General features: G+C 58.3%; 17 protein-coding genes and 1 CRISPR repeat array. Of the genes, 1 reads left to right on the plus strand and 16 read right to left on the minus strand.

The genetic code is table 11. From position 1 onward, the window contains the following. Positions 1–204: 204 nt before the first annotated feature. From mdh to PPRO_RS11555, 6 genes are all read right to left on the minus strand, one after another. Positions 205–1,158, minus strand: coding sequence for a malate dehydrogenase (gene mdh / locus PPRO_RS11530; RefSeq protein ID WP_011736190.1), 954 nt, complete (start codon positions 1,156–1,158; stop codon positions 205–207). Positions 1,159–1,519: 361 nt separating this feature from the next. Continuing rightward, positions 1,520–2,224 carry a LysM peptidoglycan-binding domain-containing protein gene (locus PPRO_RS20940; RefSeq protein WP_011736191.1) on the minus strand — a complete coding sequence of 235 codons (705 nt, stop codon included), beginning with the start codon at positions 2,222–2,224 and terminating at the stop codon, positions 1,520–1,522. An 11-nt stretch (positions 2,225–2,235) separates the two neighbouring features. Further along, positions 2,236–4,020 carry an aspartate--tRNA ligase gene (gene aspS / locus PPRO_RS11540; RefSeq protein ID WP_011736192.1) on the minus strand — a complete coding sequence of 595 codons (1,785 nt, stop codon included), beginning with the start codon at positions 4,018–4,020 and terminating at the stop codon, positions 2,236–2,238. Positions 4,021–4,152: 132 nt separating this feature from the next. Then, entirely contained in the window at positions 4,153–4,818 is a 666-nt protein-coding gene (gene lepB / locus PPRO_RS11545; protein WP_011736193.1) for a signal peptidase I, read from the minus strand. Positions 4,819–4,891: 73 nt separating this feature from the next. Continuing rightward, entirely contained in the window at positions 4,892–6,688 is a 1,797-nt protein-coding gene (gene lepA / locus PPRO_RS11550; protein ID WP_011736194.1) for a translation elongation factor 4, read from the minus strand. 182 nt (positions 6,689–6,870) lie between these two features. Then, positions 6,871–8,103 (minus strand): YbfB/YjiJ family MFS transporter, encoded by a 1,233-nt coding sequence (locus PPRO_RS11555; RefSeq protein ID WP_011736195.1) that lies wholly within the window; start codon positions 8,101–8,103, stop codon positions 6,871–6,873. Positions 8,104–8,255: 152 nt separating this feature from the next. On the opposite strand from PPRO_RS11555, the gene PPRO_RS11560 reads away from it, so the two are divergent. Next, positions 8,256–9,242, plus strand: coding sequence for a methyltransferase (locus PPRO_RS11560; protein ID WP_011736196.1), 987 nt, complete (start codon positions 8,256–8,258; stop codon positions 9,240–9,242). Between the two features lie 159 nt (positions 9,243–9,401). Here the strand turns inward: PPRO_RS11560 and PPRO_RS11565 are convergent, their stop codons facing one another. The 10 genes from PPRO_RS11565 to PPRO_RS11610 form a co-directional block, all read right to left on the minus strand. Further along, complete coding sequence (locus tag PPRO_RS11565; RefSeq protein WP_011736197.1) at positions 9,402–10,013, minus strand: acyl carrier protein phosphodiesterase; 612 nt, start codon at positions 10,011–10,013, stop codon at positions 9,402–9,404. A 189-nt stretch (positions 10,014–10,202) separates the two neighbouring features. Continuing rightward, positions 10,203–10,799, minus strand: coding sequence for a transposase (locus PPRO_RS11570; protein WP_011736198.1), 597 nt, complete (start codon positions 10,797–10,799; stop codon positions 10,203–10,205). A 219-nt stretch (positions 10,800–11,018) separates the two neighbouring features. After that, complete coding sequence (cas2e, locus tag PPRO_RS11575) at positions 11,019–11,315, minus strand: type I-E CRISPR-associated endoribonuclease Cas2e (protein WP_011736199.1); 297 nt, start codon at positions 11,313–11,315, stop codon at positions 11,019–11,021. Then, positions 11,296–12,219 carry a type I-E CRISPR-associated endonuclease Cas1e gene (gene cas1e, locus PPRO_RS11580; RefSeq protein ID WP_011736200.1) on the minus strand — a complete coding sequence of 308 codons (924 nt, stop codon included), beginning with the start codon at positions 12,217–12,219 and terminating at the stop codon, positions 11,296–11,298. Before cas1e ends, cas2e begins: the two co-directional genes overlap by 20 nt. Before the next feature lie 200 nt (positions 12,220–12,419). Beyond that, a CRISPR array of direct repeats spans positions 12,420–15,071; the repeat unit is 29 nt; unit sequence CGGTTCATCCCCGCGCATGCGGGGAACAC. Between the two features lie 204 nt (positions 15,072–15,275). Then, positions 15,276–15,950: a type I-E CRISPR-associated protein Cas6/Cse3/CasE gene (gene cas6e, locus PPRO_RS20220; RefSeq protein WP_011736201.1), complete on the minus strand. Its 675-nt coding sequence runs from the start codon at positions 15,948–15,950 to the stop codon at positions 15,276–15,278. After that, complete coding sequence (gene cas5e / locus PPRO_RS11590; protein WP_011736202.1) at positions 15,937–16,635, minus strand: type I-E CRISPR-associated protein Cas5/CasD; 699 nt, start codon at positions 16,633–16,635, stop codon at positions 15,937–15,939. The genes cas6e and cas5e overlap by 14 nt, the downstream gene beginning before the upstream one ends. A gap of 3 nt (positions 16,636–16,638) precedes the next feature. Next, complete coding sequence (cas7e, locus tag PPRO_RS11595) at positions 16,639–17,763, minus strand: type I-E CRISPR-associated protein Cas7/Cse4/CasC (RefSeq protein WP_011736203.1); 1,125 nt, start codon at positions 17,761–17,763, stop codon at positions 16,639–16,641. Further along, positions 17,760–18,278: a type I-E CRISPR-associated protein Cse2/CasB gene (gene casB, locus PPRO_RS11600; RefSeq protein WP_011736204.1), complete on the minus strand. Its 519-nt coding sequence runs from the start codon at positions 18,276–18,278 to the stop codon at positions 17,760–17,762. The genes cas7e and casB overlap by 4 nt, the downstream gene beginning before the upstream one ends. After that, positions 18,275–19,795 (minus strand): type I-E CRISPR-associated protein Cse1/CasA, encoded by a 1,521-nt coding sequence (gene casA / locus PPRO_RS11605; protein ID WP_011736205.1) that lies wholly within the window; start codon positions 19,793–19,795, stop codon positions 18,275–18,277. Before casA ends, casB begins: the two co-directional genes overlap by 4 nt. Next, positions 19,792–22,431 carry a CRISPR-associated helicase/endonuclease Cas3 gene (locus tag PPRO_RS11610; protein ID WP_011736206.1) on the minus strand — a complete coding sequence of 880 codons (2,640 nt, stop codon included), beginning with the start codon at positions 22,429–22,431 and terminating at the stop codon, positions 19,792–19,794. Before PPRO_RS11610 ends, casA begins: the two co-directional genes overlap by 4 nt.

Here is a 22,431-nt window from a genome sequence, read left to right on the forward strand (position 1 = left end):
GCCGGCGTTGGGCTCGTTGGACACAGATACCCGGTTACGGGGAGAAGACGGAACTTCCCTCGCAAGCGACTACAACTCTTCGGGTTTCTGAATCCTTGTGTGAATGGGACGGGGGGCGGTCGTTGCGTTTCTACTGATGTTCATCGAGAATTGCGTCGCGGTGGCAGAGCGATTGCCACCACCGCGACGCCGGGAACAACGGGATTACTTCAGGCTGTCAACCAGCTCTTTTACGTGGGAAACGGAGCTGTTGAACAGGGCCTGCTCGGTCTCGTCCAGATCGATTTCAACGATCTTCTCTACACCATTGGCACCGAGGATACAGGGAACGCCGACATAGTAGCCGTCGACGCCATACTCGCCTTCCAGCAGTGCGCACACCGGCAGGACGCGTTTCTGGTCGCGCAGGATCGCTTCTGCCATGCAGATGGCCGAAGAAGCCGGGGAGTAGAATGCGGAACCGGTCTTGAGCAGGCCGACAACTTCGCCGCCGGCGCCGGCGGTGCGCTTGACCATGGCGTCCATGACTTCCTTGGCCTTGGTGGCGCTGCCGTATTTCTTCTCAAGCAGAGCCATGACCGGGATACCGAACACGTTGGCATAACGGATCAGAGGCACCATGTCGTCGCCGTGGCCGCCCATGACCATGGCGGTGACATCCTTCACGGAAACACCCAGCTCCCAGGCGATGAAGGCGGCGAAGCGGGCCGAATCCAGCACGCCGGCCATACCCATGACGCGGTTTTTGGGAAAGCCGGTGACTTTCTGACAGAGGGTAACCATGGCGTCCAGCGGGTTGGAGATGCAGATGATGAATGCGTCGGGAGCATGCTTCTTGATGCCTTCGGCAACCGACGTCATGATTTTGGAGTTGGTGGCGATCAGGTCGTCGCGGCTCATGCCCGGTTTGCGGGGCAGACCGGCGGTGATGATGATCACGTTGGAACCGGCGATTTCTTCATAGGAGTTGGCGCCCTTCAGGCAGACGTCGAAATTGTCCACCGGCGCTGCCTCGGAGATATCCAGGGTCTTGCCTTGGGGAAGGCCTTCAACAACGTCAAAGAGAACAACATCGCCGAGCTCACGCAGAGCGCAGAGCTGAGCAAGAACGCCACCGATTTGTCCACCGCCGATAAGTGCAATCTTTTTACGCGACATACTGTTTCCTCCTAGATTAGGTAAAATCGAACGACTCACTATAAACCAACAACCCATGGATGGCAAGAATAGAATTACCCGCCTGTGTTTGTTTTTTACACAGTTCGCCCCAAAATGGCACCTGTTCGCAAAAAACCTGAATTAACGTGCAATGACGGTTAGTTATAGATTTACACCCGGGCGTAACATCCAGTGCAACGCCCACAACGGCAGGCCGGCGTCGGCCCGGCATGAACCGGCAGTCACACCGGCAGACCACGGGGGATAGCAGAGAGAAACGGCAGAGATGAGAGGGCAGTCAATAGGGACGAGACGGACCAATGGCGGGGGGGGGTAAGGGGTAAAGGGTGAGGGAACCGTATCAGTGCCTAGAGGAAAAGCGCTTGGCCTCCAGGGCCTCGTCACGGGAGAAGCGGCGGGGGATCCTGAGTACCTGGCCGGGCCAGAGACGTTTGGGGTCGCGGATCTGGTCACGGTTGGCACGGTAGAGCAGGGGCCAGAGCGACGCATCGGCGTAGATTTCGGGACGGGCTGCGATCTGGGGAAGGGTTTCGCCGCGACGCACCGTGTAGGCCGACGGCTGGGGGGGCGACAGTTCCCGCTCCCGCACCTGGGTGTGCGTCCTGGCGGCCTGGGCCGCCCGCGCCTCCGCCGCCGCCTTGAGTTGCTCCTGCCGGCGCTGCCGCTCAACCGCCTCGGCAGCCTCCCGCGCCAGACGCTCCTCTTCAAGGCGGGCCGCCTCTTCGGCGGCCCGTTTACGCTCCTCGGCCAGCAGGCGTTCCTTCAGCAGGCGCAGGTTTTCCCGCAGGACCGCACCCTTCTGGAGAACCAGCAGGTAATAAGCGTCGGCCTCGTTGTCCTTCCTGCGGACATAGAACACCGCCTCGCCATGTTCGAAGGTTTCCAGCAGGCTCTGGTACTCCTGGGGCATGAGACGCTGGGCTTTCTGCTGATCCAGTTCGTTGACCATGGAGGCCGCCTGGGTGCGCCAGGTGGGCGCCGGTGCAGCGCAGGAGACCAGCAGGGAGCCGACCAGGAGCGCTATGGCGAGGGGCCGGCGGCTCATGGAATTGCGGCCTAGACCTGCTTTTCCGCCAGCCTGATCCCCAGTTCGCGCAACTGCTTGGTCTCCACCCGCGAAGGCGCCTCGGACATCAGGCAGGCTCCCTTCTGGGTCTTGGGGAAGGCGATCACGTCGCGGATGGATTCGCTGCCGGTCATCAGCATGATCAGGCGGTCCAGGCCAAAGGCGATGCCGCCATGGGGGGGGGTGCCGAACTCCAGGGCATCCAGCAGGAAGCCGAACTTGGAGCGCGCGGATTCGTCGGACATGCCCAGAAGCTCGAACATGCGCGACTGGACCTGCTCCTGGTGGATCCTGATGGAGCCGCCGCCGATCTCGTTGCCGTTCAGCACCAGATCGTAGGCCTTGGCGCGGCAGCGCCCCGGGTCGCTCTCCAGGAGCGGCAGGTCCTCGTCCATGGGGGCGGTGAAGGGATGGTGCACTGCTGCCCAGCGCTTATCCTCGTCGTCCCACTCCAGGAGGGGGAACTCGGTCACCCAGACAAAGCGGTAGTCGTCATTGCTGGTCAGTTTGAGCAGGGAGGCCAAGTGGTTGCGCAGCTTGCCCAGGGAATCGTTGACCACCTTGGGCTTGTCGGCCACGAAGAAGAGCAGGTCCCCCTCCTCGGCGCCGAAAGCCTCGTTCATGGCGCCGATCTCCTCCGGAGTGAAGAACTTGGCGATGGGGGAACGCCACTCATTGTTCTCGATCTTGACATAGGCCAGCCCCTTGGCGCCGTAGATCCTGACGAATTCGGTCAGGTCGTCGATCTCCTTGCGGGAGAAGCGGGCGCACCCCTTGGCGTTGATCCCCTTGACGATCCCCCCCTTGGCGGCGGTATCGGCGAAGACCTTGAAACCGGACCCCTTGACGATGTCGGTCAACTGGCACAGCTCCATGCCGAAGCGGAGATCGGGGTTGTCCACACCGAAGCGGCGGATGGCCTCGTCATAGGTGATGTGCTGGATGGGGAGCTGCACATCCACCCCCTTGGCCTGCTTGAACACGGTGGCGATCAGCCCCTCCATCACGGCGATGATGTCCTCGCGGTCGATGAAGGACATCTCGCAGTCGATCTGGGTGAACTCCGGCTGGCGGTCGGCGCGCAGGTCCTCGTCACGGAAGCAGCGCACCACCTGGAAGTAGCGGTCGAAGCCGGAGATCATTAGGATCTGCTTGAAGATCTGGGGAGACTGGGGCAGCGCGTAGAAAGAGCCCTGGTTGATGCGCGACGGCACCAGGAAGTCCCGGGCCCCCTCGGGGGTGGACTTGGTCAGGAAGGGGGTCTCCATCTCCAGAAAGCCGTTGTCGGTCAGGTAGCTGCGGGTGAGCTGGGAAACCTTTGAGCGCAGGATCAGATTCTGCTGCAGCTGCGGCCGGCGCAGGTCAAGGTAGCGGTGCTTGAGGCGGATGTTCTCGTTGACCTCGCTGAACTCGTCCAGCATGAAGGGGAGCGCCTTGGAGCGGCTGAGCAGCTTGCATTCGCTGACCCTGATCTCCACCTCGCCGGTCTTCATGTTGGGGTTGACCGTTCCCGCGGGGCGGGGAATCACCTCTCCCTTGATTGCCAGGACAAACTCGCTGCGCACGGTCTCGGCAATGGCGTGGGCCTGACCATTGACCTCGGGGTCGAAGACGACCTGGGCGATCCCCTCGCGGTCGCGCAGGTCGATGAAGATCAGCCCGCCATGGTCGCGGCGGCGCAGGGCCCACCCCATCAGAATCACCTCCTGGCCGATATGCCGGCCGGTCAGTTCGCCGCAGTACTGTGTGCGTTTCCAGCTACCCAGAGTCTCCATTATCTTCTCCATTCAATGTAATTATAAGTGTATCTGAACCCAAAACGCGGGAACCTGAAGCGCGTTTTCAGGTTGAACTCGCGGCGCATACCAAGGCGGAAGGGAGCGGGTCCCCTGCCCGGCTTGCCGCGATCAGTCGATCAGCGTGCCAATGCTGCCCATGCGCGGCCGGAACGTCTCCCGGTCCCAGGACCAGTACTTGATGAAGGCCAGCCCCTTGATCTTGTCGCGGGAAACGAAACCCCAGAAGCGGCTGTCGTAGGAGCGGTCGCGGTTGTCCCCCATGACGAAATAGGAGTTGGCCGGCACGGTCACCGGGCCGAAGCTGTCCCGGGGGTTCATCTCCTTGGGGATGATCTCCCGCTCCTTGTGGACCTCGTGGGGGTTCCGGTAGAGCCTGCCGTTCACGTAGACCTTCTTGTCCCTCCCCTCCACAACGTCACCCGGGGTGCCGACCACCCGCTTGATGAAGTCCTTGCTGGGATCTTCGGGATACTCGAACACGATCACGTCCCCCTGGCGGGGGTCGCGAACCTTGATGATCTGGGAATCGGTGAAGGGAATCTTGGTGCCGTAGATGAACTTGCTCACCAGCAGATGGTCGCCGATGGCCAAGGTGTCCTCCATGGAGCCGGAGGGGATCTTGAAGGCCTGCACCAGATAGGTGCGGATGACCAGCGCCAGGAGCAGGGCGATGATGATGGACTCGGCATATTCGCGGACGATACTCTTCTTTTTCACGACCTGTTCAGCCTCCCGAACGGTAGCGTTCTGAGCTGCTTCCACTTTTTCTTGCATGTTGCTTCCTCTTGGGGCGGAGGCGCGCGAGCTATGCGCAAATCGCCTGACTGTTTTCTTTGGCTGTGACCCGCTACTCCACTTTGAGAATCGCCAGAAAGGCGTCCTGGGGCAGTTCCACGTTGCCCACGTTCTTCATGCGCTTCTTGCCTTCCTTCTGCTTCTCCAAAAGCTTGCGCTTGCGGGTGATGTCGCCGCCATAGCACTTGGCCAGCACGTCCTTGCGCATGGCCTTGACCGTTTCGCGGGCGATGATCTTGTTGCCGATGGCCGCCTGGATGGCAACCTCGAACATCTGGCGCGGTATCAGCTCCTTCATCTTGGAGACCAGGTCCCGTCCGCGGTAGTAGGCCTTGTCCCGGTGCAGGATTAAGGAGAGGGCATCAACCACCTCGCCGTTGATCATGACGTTCATGCGCACTAGGTCGCTCTTGCGGTAGTCCAGGTGCTCGTAATCCAGGGAGGCATACCCCTTGGTGATGGACTTGAGGCGGTCGTAGAAGTCCAGCACGATCTCGTTCAGCGGCAACTCGTAGATGATCATGACCCGGTTCTGGGTCAGGTACTTGATCTCCCGCTGCACGCCGCGCTTGTCCTCGCACAGGGCCAGCACCCCGCCCACGAACTCGTTGGGCACATGGATGTGGGCCAGGATGAAGGGCTCCTCCAGGTACTCCACATGCTGCAGCTCGGGCATCTGGTTGGCACTCTCGATGCTCTGCACCTCGCCGGTGACCCGGTGGACGCGGTAGACAACCGTGGGCGCGGTGGTGATCAGGTCCAGGCCGAACTCCCGCTCCAGGCGCTCCTGGATGATCTCCATGTGCAACAGACCCAGGAAGCCGCAGCGGAAGCCGAAGCCCAGGGCCAGGGAGGTCTCCGGGTCATAGGAGAAGGAGGAATCGTTCAGCTTGAGCTTGGCCAGGGCATCACGCAGCTGCTCGTACTGGACGGTGTCGATGGGGTACAGGCCGGAGAAGACCATCGGCTTAACCTCCTTGAACCCCTCCAGGGCGGAGGAACAGGGGCGGTGCTGCAGGGTGACCGTATCACCCACCTTGGCGTCGGCCACTTCCTTGATGCCGGCGATGACGAAACCGACCTCGCCGGCAGCCAACTGCTGAGTCTCCACCATGGTGGGGGCGAACACGCCCACCTTGAGCGCCTCGAAGGAGCTCCTGGTGGCCATGAGCTGGATGCGGTCCCCCTTTTTGAGGGTGCCGTCGAAGATGCGCACCAGGATGATCACCCCCTGGTACTGGTCGTACCAGGAGTCGAACAGAAGCGCTCTTAGCGGAGCCGACGCATCGCCTTTAGGGGGCGGGATCTTCTTGACGATCTCCTCCAGGATCTCGTGGGTGCCGATCCCCTCCTTGGCGCTGGCCAGGACGGCGTCATGGGCATCGATGCCGATGATCTCCTCGATCTCCTGAATGACCCGCTCCGGGTCAGCGGCCGGAAGATCGATCTTGTTCAGGACCGGAAAGACCTCCAGGTTGATGTCCAGGGCCAGGTAGACGTTGGCCAGGGTCTGGGCCTCCACCCCCTGGGAGGCGTCAACCACCAAGAGCCCCCCCTCGCAGGCGGCCAGGGAGCGGGATACCTCGTAGGTGAAGTCCACGTGACCGGGGGTGTCGATCAGGTTGAGCACATAGTCGTTGCCGTCATCGGCGCGATAGGTGAGCCGCACGGTCTGGGCCTTGATGGTGATGCCCCGTTCACGCTCCAGGTCCATCTTGTCGAGGAACTGGTTCTGCATCTCCCGCTGGGAAAGGGCGCCGGTAAACTCCAGCAGTCGGTCGGCCAGCGTTGATTTGCCGTGGTCAATGTGGGCAATGATGGAAAAATTACGGAGTCTGCTGATGTCCATGAAATCCTTGGATATGCTCTGGGGTGCTCGAAAGTGTAATGTTGAACAATAAATAATTAGCGCCGGAATGTAAAGAGGAAAAGGGGCTGGCCACCGTGGCAGAGCGGGGCCATTCGCTTGCCGGTCGCATAGTTACAGCCGCACCGCCCGACAAAGACGGGGGCCGCCGCCCCCAGGGGAGATCAGCCCTCGGGCGGCGGGGGAAGCCGCAGCGCCAGCAGGGCGGCCACCGCGGTCAGGAGAGAGCAGAGCAGGTAGGCCGGGGCGAATCCGCCCCACGCCCCCCCCAGGAGACCCGCGCCGGCCGGGCCAATGGTCTGGCCGGCGGCAAAGAAGACGGTCACCGTGGCCAGGGCACCGGCTGCCCGGGAGAGCCCCAGGTAGTCCCCCACGGCGGCGGTCATGATGGCGGGGATGGCAAACACCGCCAGGCCGTAGAGCAGGATGGAGAGGAACAGCGCGCCCGGGCCCAGCTGCAGGCCGGCAAGCAGATAGGCCGCGCTCTGCAGGATAAAGACCAGCCCCAGCCCCGGCCCGCGGCCGATGCGGTCGGACAGGCTTCCGAACCCGACCCCGGAGAAGAGGCTGAACATGCCGACCCAGGACCAGTACAGCCCCGCCCTGGCCTCGCTGAAGCCGTACTCCCTGATCATGGAGGTGACGATGAAGGTGCCATAGACCATGAAGGTGGCGCCGAAGAGCAGATAAAGCAGGCCGAGGCGTACCAGCAGGGCGCCGTCGCCGACCCGCTCCCGGGGGATCAGCTGCGCGGGGGAGGCAGGCAGGGGGCGGCCCACCGGCTCCAGCCCCATCCCGGCAGGGCTGTTGCGCAAGAACAGGGCCGCGATGGCGGCGATGGCCAGGGAGACCAGCCCCAAAACCAGCCAGCCGACGCGCCAGCCATCGGCGCCGTAGCAGCGGTTGAGCAGGGGGATCAGGGCGCCGGAGAAGATCAGCCCGCAGCCGTTTCCGCACAGAACCAGGCCGGCGGCCCTGCCGCGCAGGGGGGAGCGGAACCAGAAGGTCACCAGCGCCATCATGGGGATATTGGCAAAGCCGCCGCCGACCCCGGCCAGGGTGTACAGGCAGAGGATGGGGACAAAGCCGTGGCAGCGGCTGATGGCTATCATGCTCAGGCTGATCAGCATCAGCCCCAGGGCGATCAGGGGGCGCGGCCGCAGCCGCCGCGCCAGGCGGGGAGTGACCAGCACGGCCGCCAGATAGCCGCTGAAGTTGGCGGTGCCGATCAGACCCAAGCGCTGGTAGGAGAGACCGAGAGCGGCCTGCATGCCGGGCAGGAGCATGGCGTAGGCGTAGCGGGCAAGTCCCAGACAGGAGAAGATGACCAGGGCGCCGGTGGCGATGATCACCCAACCGTAGTGGAAGGGGAAGAATCGTGTGCAGATAGGTTTCATCGGCTCTCGCGGGGCGTGGGAACGTGCAGCGGCCAATATTATTCAGCCGGCCGCGCCGCTGTCAAGGAAATAGCCCATCCATCGACAGCGGCGCAGCGGATGGTACCATGTATGCTGAAACAGCACACACAAGACAACACAGGAGGAGCACCATGACCCCAGGGGAACTGCTGAAACTGTCCGGAGCATACTGGAGCAGCTGCGCGCTGCATGCCGGCGTCAAGCTGGACCTGTTCACCAAACTGGCGGAAGCCCCCGCCACGGCCGGGGAGATCGGCCGCGCCACCGACTGCGACCTGCGCGGCATCACCATGCTGCTGGACGCCCTAGCCGGCCTGGAACTGCTGGCCAAACAGGGGGAGCGCTACGAGGCCACCCCCTTCAGCGCCGACTACCTTTCAAAAAAATCGGAGCGCTACCTGGGGCACATCATCCTGCATCACCACCACCTGATGGATGGCTGGACCAGACTGGACCAGGCGGTCAGAAACGGCCGCCCCACCTGGTCCGGCCCCTCCCACAGCCAGGACGACAGCGTCAGGGAGAGCTTCCTGATGGGGATGTTCAACATGGCCAACCAGTCCGCCCCGCTGATCACCCCCGCCATCGACCTGTCAGCCAGGAAGAGGCTCCTGGACCTGGGGGGCGGCCCCGGCACCTACGCCATCCACTTCTGCCGCCACAATCCGCAGTTGCGGGCGGTGGTCTTTGACCTGCCCAGCACCCGCCCCATTGCCGAGCGGACGGTGGCCAACGCCGGCCTTGCGGAACGCATCAGCTTCCAGGCCGGGGACATCACCAGCGACCCCATTGCTGGCGGCTTCGACGTGCTCTGGGTATCCCAGCTGCTGCACGGCGAGGGCCCGGCCTCCGCCGCAGCGATCCTGAAGAAGGGGGTCAGGGCGCTCCTGCCGGGGGGGCTGGTGCTGGTGCAGGAGTTCATCCTGGAGGACAGCCGCACCGCACCGCTCTTCCCGGCCCTCTTCTCCCTGAACATGCTGGTCAACACGACCGAGGGGCAATCCTACTCCCAGGGGGAGCTGAGCAGGATGCTGGCAGAGGCGGGGGTGAGGGATATACGCAGGCTGGAGCTGGAGCTGCCCAGCGGGGCCGGGATCATAACCGGGGTCGCGGGATGAGGGCGGGGGATTTGTGCAATAATTGTGCAATCCGATGAAGCGAAAACAAAAGGGACTGTATTACGGTTAGATGGGTTACCGATAAACAGGTTATCCACACCCCGTCACAGAGTTGTTAAAAAGTTATCCACATTTTGTGTGAACAACTCCTGTCAAGCACTAAATACGGTAGTCAGACGACCACTCTGCCAGAAAACGGCACACATCCCGTTGAACCTGGGGCACAAATTCCCGAAAATCATCCCTCAGTCCGGTGATATTTTTTTCCAGTTCAGGCGCGCCCCCTGCCAGCGGGTTGGGGCGCCTGACCCTGGCCGACATGCGCTCAAGCGCCCGGGCGACCCCCTCCAGGCCGACGTAGGAGGGGAGCAGGGCTTCGAAGATCAGCGGCACCAGGGAGGCCAGCCTCTCCGGCAGATGGATGCGGTTGGCCTCCACCATGCCCCGCGCCCGCGCCAGATACAGTTGGAGCGGTTCCGGCGACCAGTTCTGCCACTCGTCAGCCAGCAGGTGGTCGTAGAACATGTCCACCAGCACGCCGCGCCAGAGGCCAAAACAGGGATCGATGCGCTGTCTGCTCTGCCGGAACAGGGGATGGTTCTGGGCAAAGGAATCGATCCTGCGGTGCAGCACGATGCCGTTGCGCAGGCGGGGCGGGTAGTCGTCGCCGATCCTGCCCTTGACGAAATCCCCCATCAGGTTACCGGTCAGAAGCTGCGGGTCGTTTCCGGAGAGGTAGAGGTGGAAGAGGAAGTTCATGATCAATCCCATCCGTAGGGGCACCCCCATGTGGGTGCCCGGTTTTTGTTTCCATGTGGGTGCCCGGTTATTGCCCCATGTGGGTGCCCGGTTTTGTCTTCGTGTGGTGACCCGGTTATTATATCCGCGATGATACGAAAAAACGGGGCAAACACATAGGGTGACCTCATAGCCACATAGGGCGGCCACACGGGGCCGCCCCTACGGGGGATATTGGTCGTCGTTATGCCATTGCGCGGGATTGGCATCGATGTATTCCCGGATGGCGGCTAATTCCGCATCGTTGCGGATAATCCGTTCGTAATAATTGCGCTGCCACAGACGGCCGGCGAACGGGGACCACCCCGATTGTTTCACCCCTCTGATATACGCGTTGGTCGTCATGGTCTTGAACCAATCCATCACATCCCCCACCGTAGGGGCACCCCCATGTCGGTGCCCGGTTTTGCCTTCGTGCCGGTGCCCGGTTTTGCCCCCGTATGGGTATCCGGCGCACCCTTCCCCACACGGAGGCATGTTATGTTCCGGCACGACAATAGTGACGATCCCGTGAAAATGATTGGGCATGACCACGTATCCCTCCAGTGCCATTTGCGGGAACCGGTCCGGAATTTTCAACCACCACCCCTCCACCATCCGCCCCGCGTCGTTCAACAGCATGCGCTCCTCGGCGATTTCGCCCAACAGGCATGCCCGCCCCTGCACGCACACGGTAACAAAATACGCGCCAATGGAGGAATAATCGTAACTCTTCAGGCGAATGGAACGACGATGATGAATATCCGGGTTATAGGTCATTGCCCCTCCATAGGGGCGAACCTTGCGTTCGTCCCCCCATCCCAATTCCAGGTTACCATTCCCGTAGGGGCACCCCCATGTGGGTGCCCGGTTATGTCTTCGTGTGGGTGCCCGGTTTTTGTTTCCGTGTGGGTGCCCGGTTTTGTATATCCGCGATGACACGAAAAGACAGGGCGGACACATGGGGCAACAACATAGGGCGGCCACATGGGGCCGCCCCTACGAGGTCGTTGCCGCATCCTCCGGCAGAAACGATACCAGCTTGATGCCGTCCATCTCAACCGGAATCCGTCGGTTGGCGCCCATGGTCAGGAAATCAAACCCCGACTCGGTGTTGCTGCTCCATGCCATGACTGCGCTTCCTTCATCTACCCCCTGCTCCAGGTTGTCCCGGATCATCTCCCGTACCCGACGCGAGACCTTGCCCACATACACACCGGCACGCACCTCCACCAGCCACAGCCCCAGCCGTCCCCTCAGGCGGGGCGGTACGTTCTCAACCACGATGACCAGCATCCCCGATCCCCTCCTTGTTGGGTATGGCCGGCGCAACCGCCTCCTCGTGCGCCTTGGGCAGCTCCATTTCACCAGCGGCCAGCACCTGCTCAATGGTGGGGATAATCCGCTGCAAAAGTTTGGTCTGGCGGAACGAATCCCGGCAAGCCAGCCGCACCTCCCGCTCCGGGTTGCGCGGCTTTTTGGCGGCAACACGGAAAGCCACCGGCACCACCGTCTCGAACTTGAAGATATCGGCGATATCGTAGACAAAAGACTGCGGCTTGCCGGTGTGAATGAACCCCACGGCAGGCGCATACCCCGCCGCCAGAATGGCGGCCTCACAGATACCGTAAATACAGGCGGTGGCCGACGAGAGACAGCGGTTGGGCAGGTCGCCGCTCCCCCATTCGCTATGATCATAATTACGGTTTTTCCACTCCACACCGTACTGGCGGGCCAGCAGTTCGTACATCTTGCGCACCCGCACCCCTTCGATTCCGCGCAACTGTTCCACGCTGCGCCGTTCAGGCGGTTCCTCCTTGAAGCGCAGGGCGTACATCTTGCGCACCACCTTGAGCCGGGCCGTATCGTCCAGAGCCAGCTTGGCCTGGTACAGTAACCGATCGGAACGAGCCCCTCCCGGTTGTCCCGCCGCGTACAACCGCACCCCGGCCTCTCCGATCCAGACCAGCAGGCACCCTACCCGCGCCGCCAGCACAACGGCCGCATGTGACACCCGCGCCCCCGGTTCCAGCATCAGGCAGGCCACCGTAGCGATGGGTATGTGGGTACGCACGCCGGTGGCATCCACCACCACGAACGCCCCGTCAAGGATATCCAGGTTGCCACGCTCCACATAGATCACCGAGATGCGGTCCTTGATGGGGAGCGGTTTCAGGGGAGGAAGAATTGGTTCGGCCATGTTCTCGTCTCCGAATACATAAAATACGTAGGGGTACCCCCATGTGGGTGCCCGGTTTTTGTTTCCATGTGAGTGCCCGGTTTTTGTTCGAAAAGTGCGTATGGGGAACAGCGGGCGGCCATGTGGGGAGGGGCCCCATGGGGGGCGGCCACATGGGGCCGCCCCTACTGGCCCTTGGTCATCTCGTTCTCAAGCCCCCGCGGTTCATCCCCGCGCATGCGGGGAACACAACAACGTCAATTCCTAGCCCGGCTGCAACATCGGTTCATCCCCGCGCATGCGGGGAACACCCCCGGCTCAACCTGGGGAACCCTGGAAGCGACGGTTCATCCCCGCGCATGCGGGGAACACAAACCTTTAACCAAAAGAAAGAAAGAAACCGCCGGTTCATCCCCGCGCATGCGGGGAACACCCTGGTCGCCTCGGTGCCAATTCCGGAAACGTCGGTTCATCCCCGCGCATGCGGGGAACACCTGCTGCGTATGCTGTCGCCATGTTTGCCATCCGGTTCATCCCCGCGCATGCGGGGAACACTATAATCCTAGCAATTTCTCCTTTAAATTTACCGGTTCATCCCCGCGCATGCGGGGAACACGGAGGACGGTGCCTCGGCTAAGCCGTTGACCCCGGTTCATCCCCGCGCATGCGGGGAACACCTGACAGAAGAGTTCTCAACGAGAGAGGACAGCGGTTCATCCCCGCGCATGCGGGGAACACTCGCGAATCATCGCCATTGTAGGAGAATACTGCGGTTCATCCCCGCGCATGCGGGGAACACGTATGTGGCTATGGGATCGCCCGTAACATCCTCGGTTCATCCCCGCGCATGCGGGGAACACGCAAACGCCCATTTGATAGCCGCCGCACCTGACGGTTCATCCCCGCGCATGCGGGGAACACGTTTGAAATCGCGCAAATCATGCCTGAAAGACCGGTTCATCCCCGCGCATGCGGGGAACACTTCCAGCAACCGCTTGATCACGAAAACCTCACCGGTTCATCCCCGCGCATGCGGGGAACACCTCTCCAGCATCCCCCGGACACACGCGGCGGACGGTTCATCCCCGCGCATGCGGGGAACACCCACGGACACACCAGGAACTAAAAAATATTCGTACTTCATCCCCGCGCATGCGGGGAACACCCCCTGTATGGGGCGGGCGTAGTTTTCCAGCACGGTTCATCCCCGCGCATGCGGGGAACACGGTGAGCGGTTGACCGATTTTCGGAGCACCCGCGGTTCATCCCCGCGCATGCGGGGAACACCCTTGCGGTCAATGGTTTCTACGTTGTTTGGTCGGTTCATCCCCGCGCATGCGGGGAACACTTCGCTATACCCGTGCCGAGCGCAACATCCACCGGTTCATCCCCGCGCATGCGGGGAACACTCGGTCCAGAGATCGGTGCCGGTGAGGGTGATCGGTTCATCCCCGCGCATGCGGGGAACACAGAAACGCGATCAGTCAACCCAACTAAAACACCGGTTCATCCCCGCGCATGCGGGGAACACTCTGGTTCTTGCTTCATTCCATGATCAGGCGTCGGTTCATCCCCGCGCATGCGGGGAACACGTGTCCATCAGGTCGGCCAGGTCCTGACCCAGCGGTTCATCCCCGCGCATGCGGGGAACACATGTCGTCCTTGGTGGTGTCGCCGTGGAAGACCGGTTCATCCCCGCGCATGCGGGGAACACGTTACGTTGCGACAACGCCGACTATCAACAATCGGTTCATCCCCGCGCATGCGGGGAACACTTCATGTTATATCGATTCGTTATATGGATTGGCGGTTCATCCCCGCGCATGCGGGGAACACTCTCAAGGCCAATGGCGCTGCCATCTCGCGTTCGGTTCATCCCCGCGCATGCGGGGAACACATTTACTGACTGGTGCCGCTCTGTGGGCGGGACGGTTCATCCCCGCGCATGCGGGGAACACTGTGTAGCAGACAGTAGGATATCAGGGATGGACGGTTCATCCCCGCGCATGCGGGGAACACTTACATGAATACATCATTATTACCTACAGGCGCGGTTCATCCCCGCGCATGCGGGGAACACTTTGAACTGGTAGCCGCCATCGTCGCCGCCAACGGTTCATCCCCGCGCATGCGGGGAACACAATGGTCCGATTTCGCCAACTCTGGATCGGTCCGGTTCATCCCCGCGCATGCGGGGAACACGCTCAACTTTTCGGGGACATGCAGGTGGGCAACGGTTCATCCCCGCGCATGCGGGGAACACTAAAAACTGCCGTTGGGTTTTCCTTCCGAGTTCGGTTCATCCCCGCGCATGCGGGGAACACTGGTTACGTGTTACAAAGCCGATGTGTTTTTACGGTTCATCCCCGCGCATGCGGGGAACACAGTACCGTATAAATAGCCCAAATAATAACACCCGGTTCATCCCCGCGCATGCGGGGAACACCCTTGAGCAGGTGTTCGGCCTCCATGATGTCCGGGTTCATCCCCGCGCATGCGGGGAACACGACCATCGCCGCGCGCCTGGGGGTAAAGCCGGGGGTTCATCCCCGCGCATGCGGGGAACACAGAGTAAGCCCGTATTTCAGACGTAGTGCTTTCGGTTCATCCCCGCGCATGCGGGGAACACGAACTTCCTGATGGTGGTCGGTTTCGTCTCCGAGGTTCATCCCCGCGCATGCGGGGAACACTCGATCTGTGGCGCTGTCTCCTGACCAATGGGCGGTTCATCCCCGCGCATGCGGGGAACACCCAGAGTAGGCCCACGAGGTGCGTTTTTGCTACGGTTCATCCCCGCGCATGCGGGGAACACAGATACCCACCATTATAGGGAGTAGTCCATTGCGGTTCATCCCCGCGCATGCGGGGAACACACTTCCTCTATTTCCTCAAAATAATTGAGCTATTTCATTCATTAAACAGCCACCAACTTTTCCCCCTCTAAACGGCCCTTGATGAGCAACAAAACTCGACAGAAAGACCCCATACTTCAAAGGAAGGTCAAAGAAGGATTTCATACCCACCGGACGAGCATCAGACCAACAGCCAAAGCCTTTTGCCGGACCGGTTCAGATGAGTCAAAAAATTGGGACCACTGACAAAAGCCCAAGACCCATAACCTTGCCGTGGCCAATGCCAGTTTTCAGGGCAATCTTGAACATCTCCGGTTCGGTAATAGTAAGGATTCCATCGTAGAGCACCGAAAAAACCCGAATTGAATTATCTGAATGTTGCTTGTCACTCAGCATTTGCTCCTGTGAAATCCTTACGTCTATCCGATCTTCTGATGATTCGTAATAGTCGAATGAAAGAAATTCCGGCAAGCAAAAACCATGCTGAGCCCCTTTTCGTTTAAGCCATTTTTCCTGCTCATCCTGTTTCAACAACCCAAGACGCTTACCGTTTTTGGTTACGCAGGGATTAGCACGCAGCCTGAAGCGAAAACGCTGTTCAGCCTTTAATAAATCGAGTTTGAGCCGTTCCTTCAAATCAATTGCCGGATCGGCCTGTTGTATCCAGCCATTGACTCCAACACCACCCCAATCCGGAATATTCCTGCTCTGCACAATGATTCTCGGATAACCGGAAGAATCTGTTTCCGGCTCTAGACGCCATAAAAACTCGCCTTTGGGGCATTTCGTCTCTGGCGGACTGAATGCACGACAGAGCGTTGAATGTAGCTGATACGGGTTGGAAAGATCCCGCCGAGCCTCCCGGCATCGCAAATTCAAGCGCAGTCTACTCAGGAACACTGGCCACCTCCTGAGGAAAAGGAATCCATTCCGAACGCACGAACCGAGCACCGAAGCGCCGTTCGGCGAATGAAGACAAGGGCTGATCCATCTTGAGTACACCCGCACCATCATCAGACTCAATGGAGACCAAAAGCCTTTCTGGCGGTTCTTCCCGACTTCGGCTCGAAGCTATCCATGGATAGCGTTTTAACGTTTCGAGAAGCGGAGCATCCCGTACTCCATCCACTATCCAGATAGACTCGGATGGCACATATGATTTACGCCCCAAGGCCAAAGTCCAGAAAGGATTATGCAGAGCGACATGAATCCGTTCCAGCAAGCAATTATCATCGCATTCCAAACCCACCAGAAAAGCCGCGTCGGCAAGGTAGAAACGCTGAGAAACAACACCGCCGCCCTTGGCCTGCGTTCCATCTGCCTTGATGATGGTATCTGTTGAGGCGCATCCCGCTGTTTGATAGTCGCGCTTGGGCACGCCCGGCCTGTCATGGCGAACCCCCATGGCCAGACAGGTGAGCGGTTCCAGATCCACCCAGTTCTCGCGGTCAATTCCCAAGGCAGCGGCCAGAAGTCCGACAACCCCGGATTTGCTCGGTTCCTTCCCGGTATCACGTTGGTCAAAACGGCTGGTGGTACCCCACGACTGCATGGGGCCCACCAGACGAAGTAATAATGTGGGCATAGGTCACTCCTGCACAGCCAACAGGGCCTTGTCGAGAAGATCATTGAGCGTTGGCATCACGATACCGAATCCATCGATAGTGGCCTCAGCGAGATTAAGAACAAATGTCTTTTCATCACCACCAAAGGCAGACTGCAGCGCCTTGGCCTTATTGGCCAGCCCTTCAGCTGACTTTCTGGTCAGAGACTCATCCTTTCTCACGCGGACTGCCGTTTCAAATGCATTGGCCAGGTTGCGGGGAGCCGCATTGCGACGCACGGTGACCGCAACAAACTCAGGTGGGTTATGGGCGGCAAAGGTGTTCTGCTTGCCGGTTGGCTCAGCAACGACAAAACCTTCCAGAAAAGCCCTGAGACCCTTGGTCGCCAATGCTTCGTCAGCCTGCAAATTTACCAGGAGTTTTTCCCAGTCAACCACTGCATACCGGTAAAAACAGGCTGAATTAAATTCCACCGTACCCATCATATCGGCCCCGGCCGTATCCTCGGGTTTAAGATCGTCCACAGCGGTATAGAAATCAAATTCGCGCTCGACAGCATGGGTTGAAATGGCATGGGCAACCTGGCAAGCGGCATTCTGGTTCTTCTCTGGCATTACGGCCAACATACGCCCAAACAAGGCAACATCCACGCTCAAGCGCGATTTGTTTTCACCATCAATGGCATCGTTCAGATTTCTGACTACCTGATCAGAAAGTTTTGTTTTAAGAAGATCTGCATATGATTCTGCAACAACCTGTGCAAGGGCATCAATTTCTTTGGGACTCAAGAAAAGCAACACATCTGATTTTTTCTCTTTATCAACCTTAACCTTTTTATTGCTTCCAAGGTTTGAGACAGCAACTTCGATTGCTTTGAGCAAATTGTCTTCTGAAAAGTCCTTCTGAGACTCCAATACAGGAGATATGCGCTCTTTGAGGGCATAGACCACCCGTTTCGTCCTGTCAGCTACCCAACCTTTGTTTTGATCCTTGAAATACTCCCGGACTGAGCGCTTGAGACATTGGCTGGAAACACGTGCACGGCGGGTTCCCCCAAAGAGAGCGTCTTTGGGAGCCCCGGTATCATCTCTGTTCAGGTTTGACGGGGCAAAGTTCTGCAGGACATGTATCTCGACAATTGTTTTCATTCACTAATCTCCTTATCGTTATGATGTACTGTGTCCGTTTCGTTGTTCAGGTTCCTGTAATAATCACGACCCCACCCATTCTGAGTTCGTTTTTGCTCATCGTTCCAGTACAAAAGGCCCGTCAACAGCTCTTCGAAATCGATGGATTGCTCCTTGAGAAGCGCGATCATTTGGCGCAGGCGGTGTGGCAACTGGTCCGTATCGGCATCCAGCAAGGAAATAAAGCGGTTTTCGGTACTGGTGGAACCACTTGCAGCCTGATACCTTGCACACGCCTTCCCGAGAGATTCCGGTTGCCCCTTTCGGTCCTCTCGCCAATGCGCCGCCCAGAGACCGGCAACCAGATAAAACATTTCCCTCCGCCAAGAGTTGCTTTCATTCTTTATAAAAGGTTCGATGTAGGGGTAAGCCGGCACATGAAATCCGGGGGTGAAAGCGAGACTTCTCCGTAGCACTGCGCGGACCTTGGTATCTTTTTCATTCAAGCCCTCCAGCCATTCAATGAATCCGCTCATAACTTCTCCTTACTTGGTTCGAGTTTCGAAATCTCATCGTTAAGCTCCTTCAGTTTGCGCAGAACCGGTCTTTCGGCCTTCACGAGGGCACGGATAGCCCAGGCATCGCCAGTGGAGACTGAAGAAGTGTGCTGCTTCCACGCTGTCCTCATCGCGTCCCGAACAAACTTCAACCATTGGCAGCGAATATCCTCAGGGTCCCGCTCCAGATTGTAGTCGCTCAGAATCTTGTGAAAGCAGGATTCGAGAGTGGACCAGTACACAGAACTTACCGGCATCTGTTCCACAAAGTCGCTAATGTCCTTCTTGCTTACCGGCCTTTTGTCTCCTCGGCTTATCAAATCTCGTGCAAATGAGTTGCATGCCGTCCAAAGGGTCTTTTGTGCCTCCTCTGCATCCGCAAGAAACTGCCGAATATCTGTCCGAATGAACCGGTCTCCCGCCAGTGCCTTTGGAAGAGATAAACACTCCATTCTCCAAAATTCCAAATTTGCATTTGGAGGCTCATATTTTAAACCAAGTATCAAAACCGATTCTGGCAGATAGTTCATATTCTTCCCTGCCAATTTAACTGCATTCTGAATTGTTATCGGTGCAAGCTCACTGCTGTCAGGAAGTAACGAGTCGAAATCCCTCCATACTCCACGATCCTTTCTGAACTGGACAGGCAGTATTCCTTTGTTTTTCTCAAGCTTATATGGGTGCATGGGATCAGGTGTGCTTGACGGGTTCTCAAAGCCCTGTCCGGCAACAAATCTCATCATTGACACCTCGCCAGTAGGCTGCTCCTCAAGGCGGATCATCCTGGATTGCCATGTATAAAGATCTGCATAGCCAGTTGCCATCTGTTTTGGAGTGTTCAGTGGTAGCGCCTTTGGCTCACGTTCCCATAATGTCGAATCACCAGACATCACATTCCTATTCGGGTACGGAACTAGACAATAACAAAGCGTTTCGTGAAAATTACGACCCAATGGAATACACATCATTGCATTCGGTGATGGCGAAGGGTAATAGCCTCTACCGCCAGAAATTGAAAATGTCATAGTTGAGAGCAGCCAACGAGCACACTCCTTTGGCTCCCTCGCACCTGGATTTTTCGTATTGGTATGATCAAAGAGAACTTTGTTTGATGTTGCGTTGTATTCAGCAGTGAGCTTGGTCCATGGCTCGATCTCATCTCTCGAGACATTGGGATTTTGCCCAAACGGATATTTCTCATCAAACAACCAGAACCGCTCACGCCACTTTTCCAGGTAGGCCGTTATTCTTTGACCAGGCAACCCTGACAAAAACAGGATCTTGGCCTGGTCTATGTCCGTTGGCCCTTCAAGAGCGCGGTACAGGACTGCAAGCAGAAAGCGGTGTAAGGCTGCCACCACCAGGGGTGAAGGATCCTCAATGGCAGCGATTTCCTTGGATCGAAGTAACGTATCGCGGATACCCAATTCTTCACGAGCTCCGTCGGGGAATCTCACCGGGATCCATTTCTCATCAATCAGGTTGAATCGACTCATTCGGCCTCCTTTGATTGGTATACCAGCCCCAGATCATCATCCAGTCGCACCATTGCATCTTCAGTCCATCGTCCCTCTGCATCCAGGACAAGCGGAAAACAGTTGCGCAAGAGGGACGATTTTTTCCACCCCTCCGGCACTCCCCGTTTCTGAAGCTTCTTGACCACACCCTTACGCGAAAGATTTACGGCTCGCAGAAAAAAATCCTTACTAAGATCGAACGTGAGTTCTTTTGCCGGGTCAAATTCGTCAGCTGAAAAAATCGGGATCGCCATTACAGACGGTTCCCCCAATCGGGTCTGGGCAACCAGGCTCCGATGCAATCCTGGCTCGTCTTCATCGGCTTTCTCGAATTTGACCTCCTTCCATGAGGCATCATCCGGGAATCCGATAATAGCCATATTGGCTTGTTGGCGCTCGGATATGGCCTTGCCCTCAGCAAAAATCGCGCAATTCATCCGTTCTGCCAGGAACTCGGGGATATCGACCTGTTCTTCGTACACCGCTTGAACCAAGGAGTCGATCTCGTCCGGGAGAGTTATATTCTGTTTCGTATGCAAAAGACACCAGGTGCTCAAGAGCAGGTCTTCACGATACACAGAGCCCCACCACAACGGTTTCTCGAATGATGGCGGTTCGTCTCCCGCCAGCCCCGCAACGAGAAGAACAGGTTCTTCAACAGGCCTGAAGCTCCGCGCATGCCTCCACAATCTCCCCGCTCGCTGGAGCACGAGGTCAATTGGCGCCAAATCGGTTGCGATCAGGTCAAAGTCCAGGTCAAGACTCTGTTCCGCTACCTGGGTGGCAATGAGAATCTTTCGTTCATCCCGGCATCCACTCTGCCCAAAGGCCTTCAGTACCTGGTCCTCCCGCTTTTGACGGCGGTCAACCGGAAAACGGGCATGAAAAAGAAACACCTCGGTGCCATCTGACAAGCGTTTACCGACACGATGGCCTTCGTACTCCATCGCTTCCCCTTCAGAAAAAAGTCGATACAGGTCTTGGGCTCGTTGCACCGTATTGAGCAGGGCAAGCCCCATTCCGCCACCGGCAAGATGCACTACCAATGCATTGTGGATGCTTGGCAAATCCGAAGGTAGCCCTACCAAACGCAAAGTAAGGCGACGGCCAGGATCGGCCTCGAAATGTATTTGATTCACTTCTTTGCCGGGACAGAACACGGAAAGGCGCGGATATTGCGTTTCTTGAGCGGGTAAATCAGCAGAGACCGCATCCGCCAACTTCCGTCGAATGGAGGGCGGAAGGGTTGCGGAGAGAAGTACCACCGACGAACCCAAGGCCAGGAGCCAGCGCAGCAGGTGAATCAGCAAAGTACCGGTGTAGGCGTCGTAGGCGTGGATTTCATCGAATACCACCACACGATTGGCAAGCCCCCACAAACGGACAAAATTGTGGCGCACCGGCAAAATTGGCAGAAGAGCCTGATCCACCGTTCCCACACCGTATTCCGAGAGCAGCGCCCGCTTCTTGTTTGTGAACCATTCTCCCGCGCGTATATCGCCACCCGTTTCCGGATCGTGAATACCTGAAAGGCGCAGGTTCTGGAAGGTGTCATTGAGCAGGGTTCCGCCATGCAACAATTGCAGATCAAGTTTTCGATGCGTTCCTTGACTGCGTATGAATTTGATGGTTCGTTTGAACATGGCATTGCCGGTGGCCTTTGTCGGCAATGCCACATACAAGCCGCGATGACCGAATCGCCTTTGCAGTTCCAGATGCGCGAAGAAGGCTGCCTCGGTTTTGCCCTCACCCATGGGGGCTTCCACGAGGATAATGGCGGGTTCGCTTAAACCAACCAATACATCTGCAACAGCTTGCTGCAAGGGGCGGGGAACAAAATCAAAAACCTGCTGGAATGACTTTGGCTCTGATGAAAGTGGTGTCCTGGGTTCCCAACCGATTGCGTCCAAGGCCAGATCAGCATTGTGCCTGCGCTTTTGAAACCATCCAGGTAAATCCCCACACTCTTCAGCGCCTCCGAAGGGGAACCATTCTTCATTGGAGCCGATCCAGTCGGCAAAACTGGTCAGTCCCGACAGCAACATAAAGTCGGGACCGGAAAGAGTCTGCTTGACCGGGTTTTGGACCGGCATGAAAACATTCAGTACAGCATCAACCAACCCAAGGCGCGCTTGTGTCCAGTCACCCTTACCAATGGCGCGCCTGTCGCCAGACAAGTAATTCAGTCTAATTGATGAAGCTCGATTCCCATGGTGGCACCCTACAGCATCAGCTACCAACTCCGCCAGTTCATCCGGCCAGCCCTTTTCCAGCAAAATTTCCGTCAAAGCGATTTGGCTTACATATGCGTGATTGATATCCGTATTTGGACTCCGACCCGTATCTATCCCCGTCATGTTTTCCCATTTGCACTGGAAACCAGGACAGGCCTTACCTAGATCATGACAAGCGACCACAAGCAAAATCCACGCTCGGGCAATCTCCCACTCCAACCCCAGAATCGCCGCAATCCTGATACGAGTGGAATCCGGTTCACGCGCCAGAATCGCATCGGCACAGGCCGCAACATCAAGCATATGGAAAATAAGAGGATGCCACGTTCCATCACCGTTCATTCCCGTTTTTGCCCATATCAGTGATAATTTTTTGTCCAT

Origin of the sequence: Pelobacter propionicus DSM 2379, from assembly GCF_000015045.1 — a bacterium.
GTDB lineage: Bacteria > Desulfobacterota > Desulfuromonadia > Geobacterales > Pseudopelobacteraceae > Pseudopelobacter > Pseudopelobacter propionicus.

What these genes read in the sequence shown, in the direction of transcription:
- lepB (WP_011736193.1), bottom strand. Translation starts at nt 4,818, where the DNA reads ATGCAAGAAAAAGTGGAAGCAGCTCAGAACGCTACCGTTCGGGAGGCT.
- casA (WP_011736205.1), bottom strand. Translation starts at nt 19,795, where the DNA reads ATGAGTCGATTCAACCTGATTGATGAGAAATGGATCCCGGTGAGATTC.
- PPRO_RS20940 (WP_011736191.1), bottom strand. Translation starts at nt 2,224, where the DNA reads ATGAGCCGCCGGCCCCTCGCCATAGCGCTCCTGGTCGGCTCCCTGCTG.
- PPRO_RS11610 (WP_011736206.1), bottom strand. Translation starts at nt 22,431, where the DNA reads ATGGACAAAAAATTATCACTGATATGGGCAAAAACGGGAATGAACGGT.
- aspS (WP_011736192.1), bottom strand. Translation starts at nt 4,020, where the DNA reads ATGGAGACTCTGGGTAGCTGGAAACGCACACAGTACTGCGGCGAACTG.
- cas1e (WP_011736200.1), bottom strand. Translation starts at nt 12,219, where the DNA reads ATGGCCGAACCAATTCTTCCTCCCCTGAAACCGCTCCCCATCAAGGAC.
- cas2e (WP_011736199.1), bottom strand. Translation starts at nt 11,315, where the DNA reads ATGCTGGTCATCGTGGTTGAGAACGTACCGCCCCGCCTGAGGGGACGG.
- casB (WP_011736204.1), bottom strand. Translation starts at nt 18,278, where the DNA reads ATGAGCGGATTCATTGAATGGCTGGAGGGCTTGAATGAAAAAGATACC.
- PPRO_RS11570 (WP_011736198.1), bottom strand. Translation starts at nt 10,799, where the DNA reads ATGACCTATAACCCGGATATTCATCATCGTCGTTCCATTCGCCTGAAG.
- lepA (WP_011736194.1), bottom strand. Translation starts at nt 6,688, where the DNA reads ATGGACATCAGCAGACTCCGTAATTTTTCCATCATTGCCCACATTGAC.
- mdh (WP_011736190.1), bottom strand. Translation starts at nt 1,158, where the DNA reads ATGTCGCGTAAAAAGATTGCACTTATCGGCGGTGGACAAATCGGTGGC.
- PPRO_RS11565 (WP_011736197.1), bottom strand. Translation starts at nt 10,013, where the DNA reads ATGGGATTGATCATGAACTTCCTCTTCCACCTCTACCTCTCCGGAAAC.
- PPRO_RS11555 (WP_011736195.1), bottom strand. Translation starts at nt 8,103, where the DNA reads ATGAAACCTATCTGCACACGATTCTTCCCCTTCCACTACGGTTGGGTG.
- PPRO_RS11560 (WP_011736196.1), top strand. Translation starts at nt 8,256, where the DNA reads ATGACCCCAGGGGAACTGCTGAAACTGTCCGGAGCATACTGGAGCAGC.
- cas5e (WP_011736202.1), bottom strand. Translation starts at nt 16,635, where the DNA reads ATGCCCACATTATTACTTCGTCTGGTGGGCCCCATGCAGTCGTGGGGT.
- cas7e (WP_011736203.1), bottom strand. Translation starts at nt 17,763, where the DNA reads ATGAAAACAATTGTCGAGATACATGTCCTGCAGAACTTTGCCCCGTCA.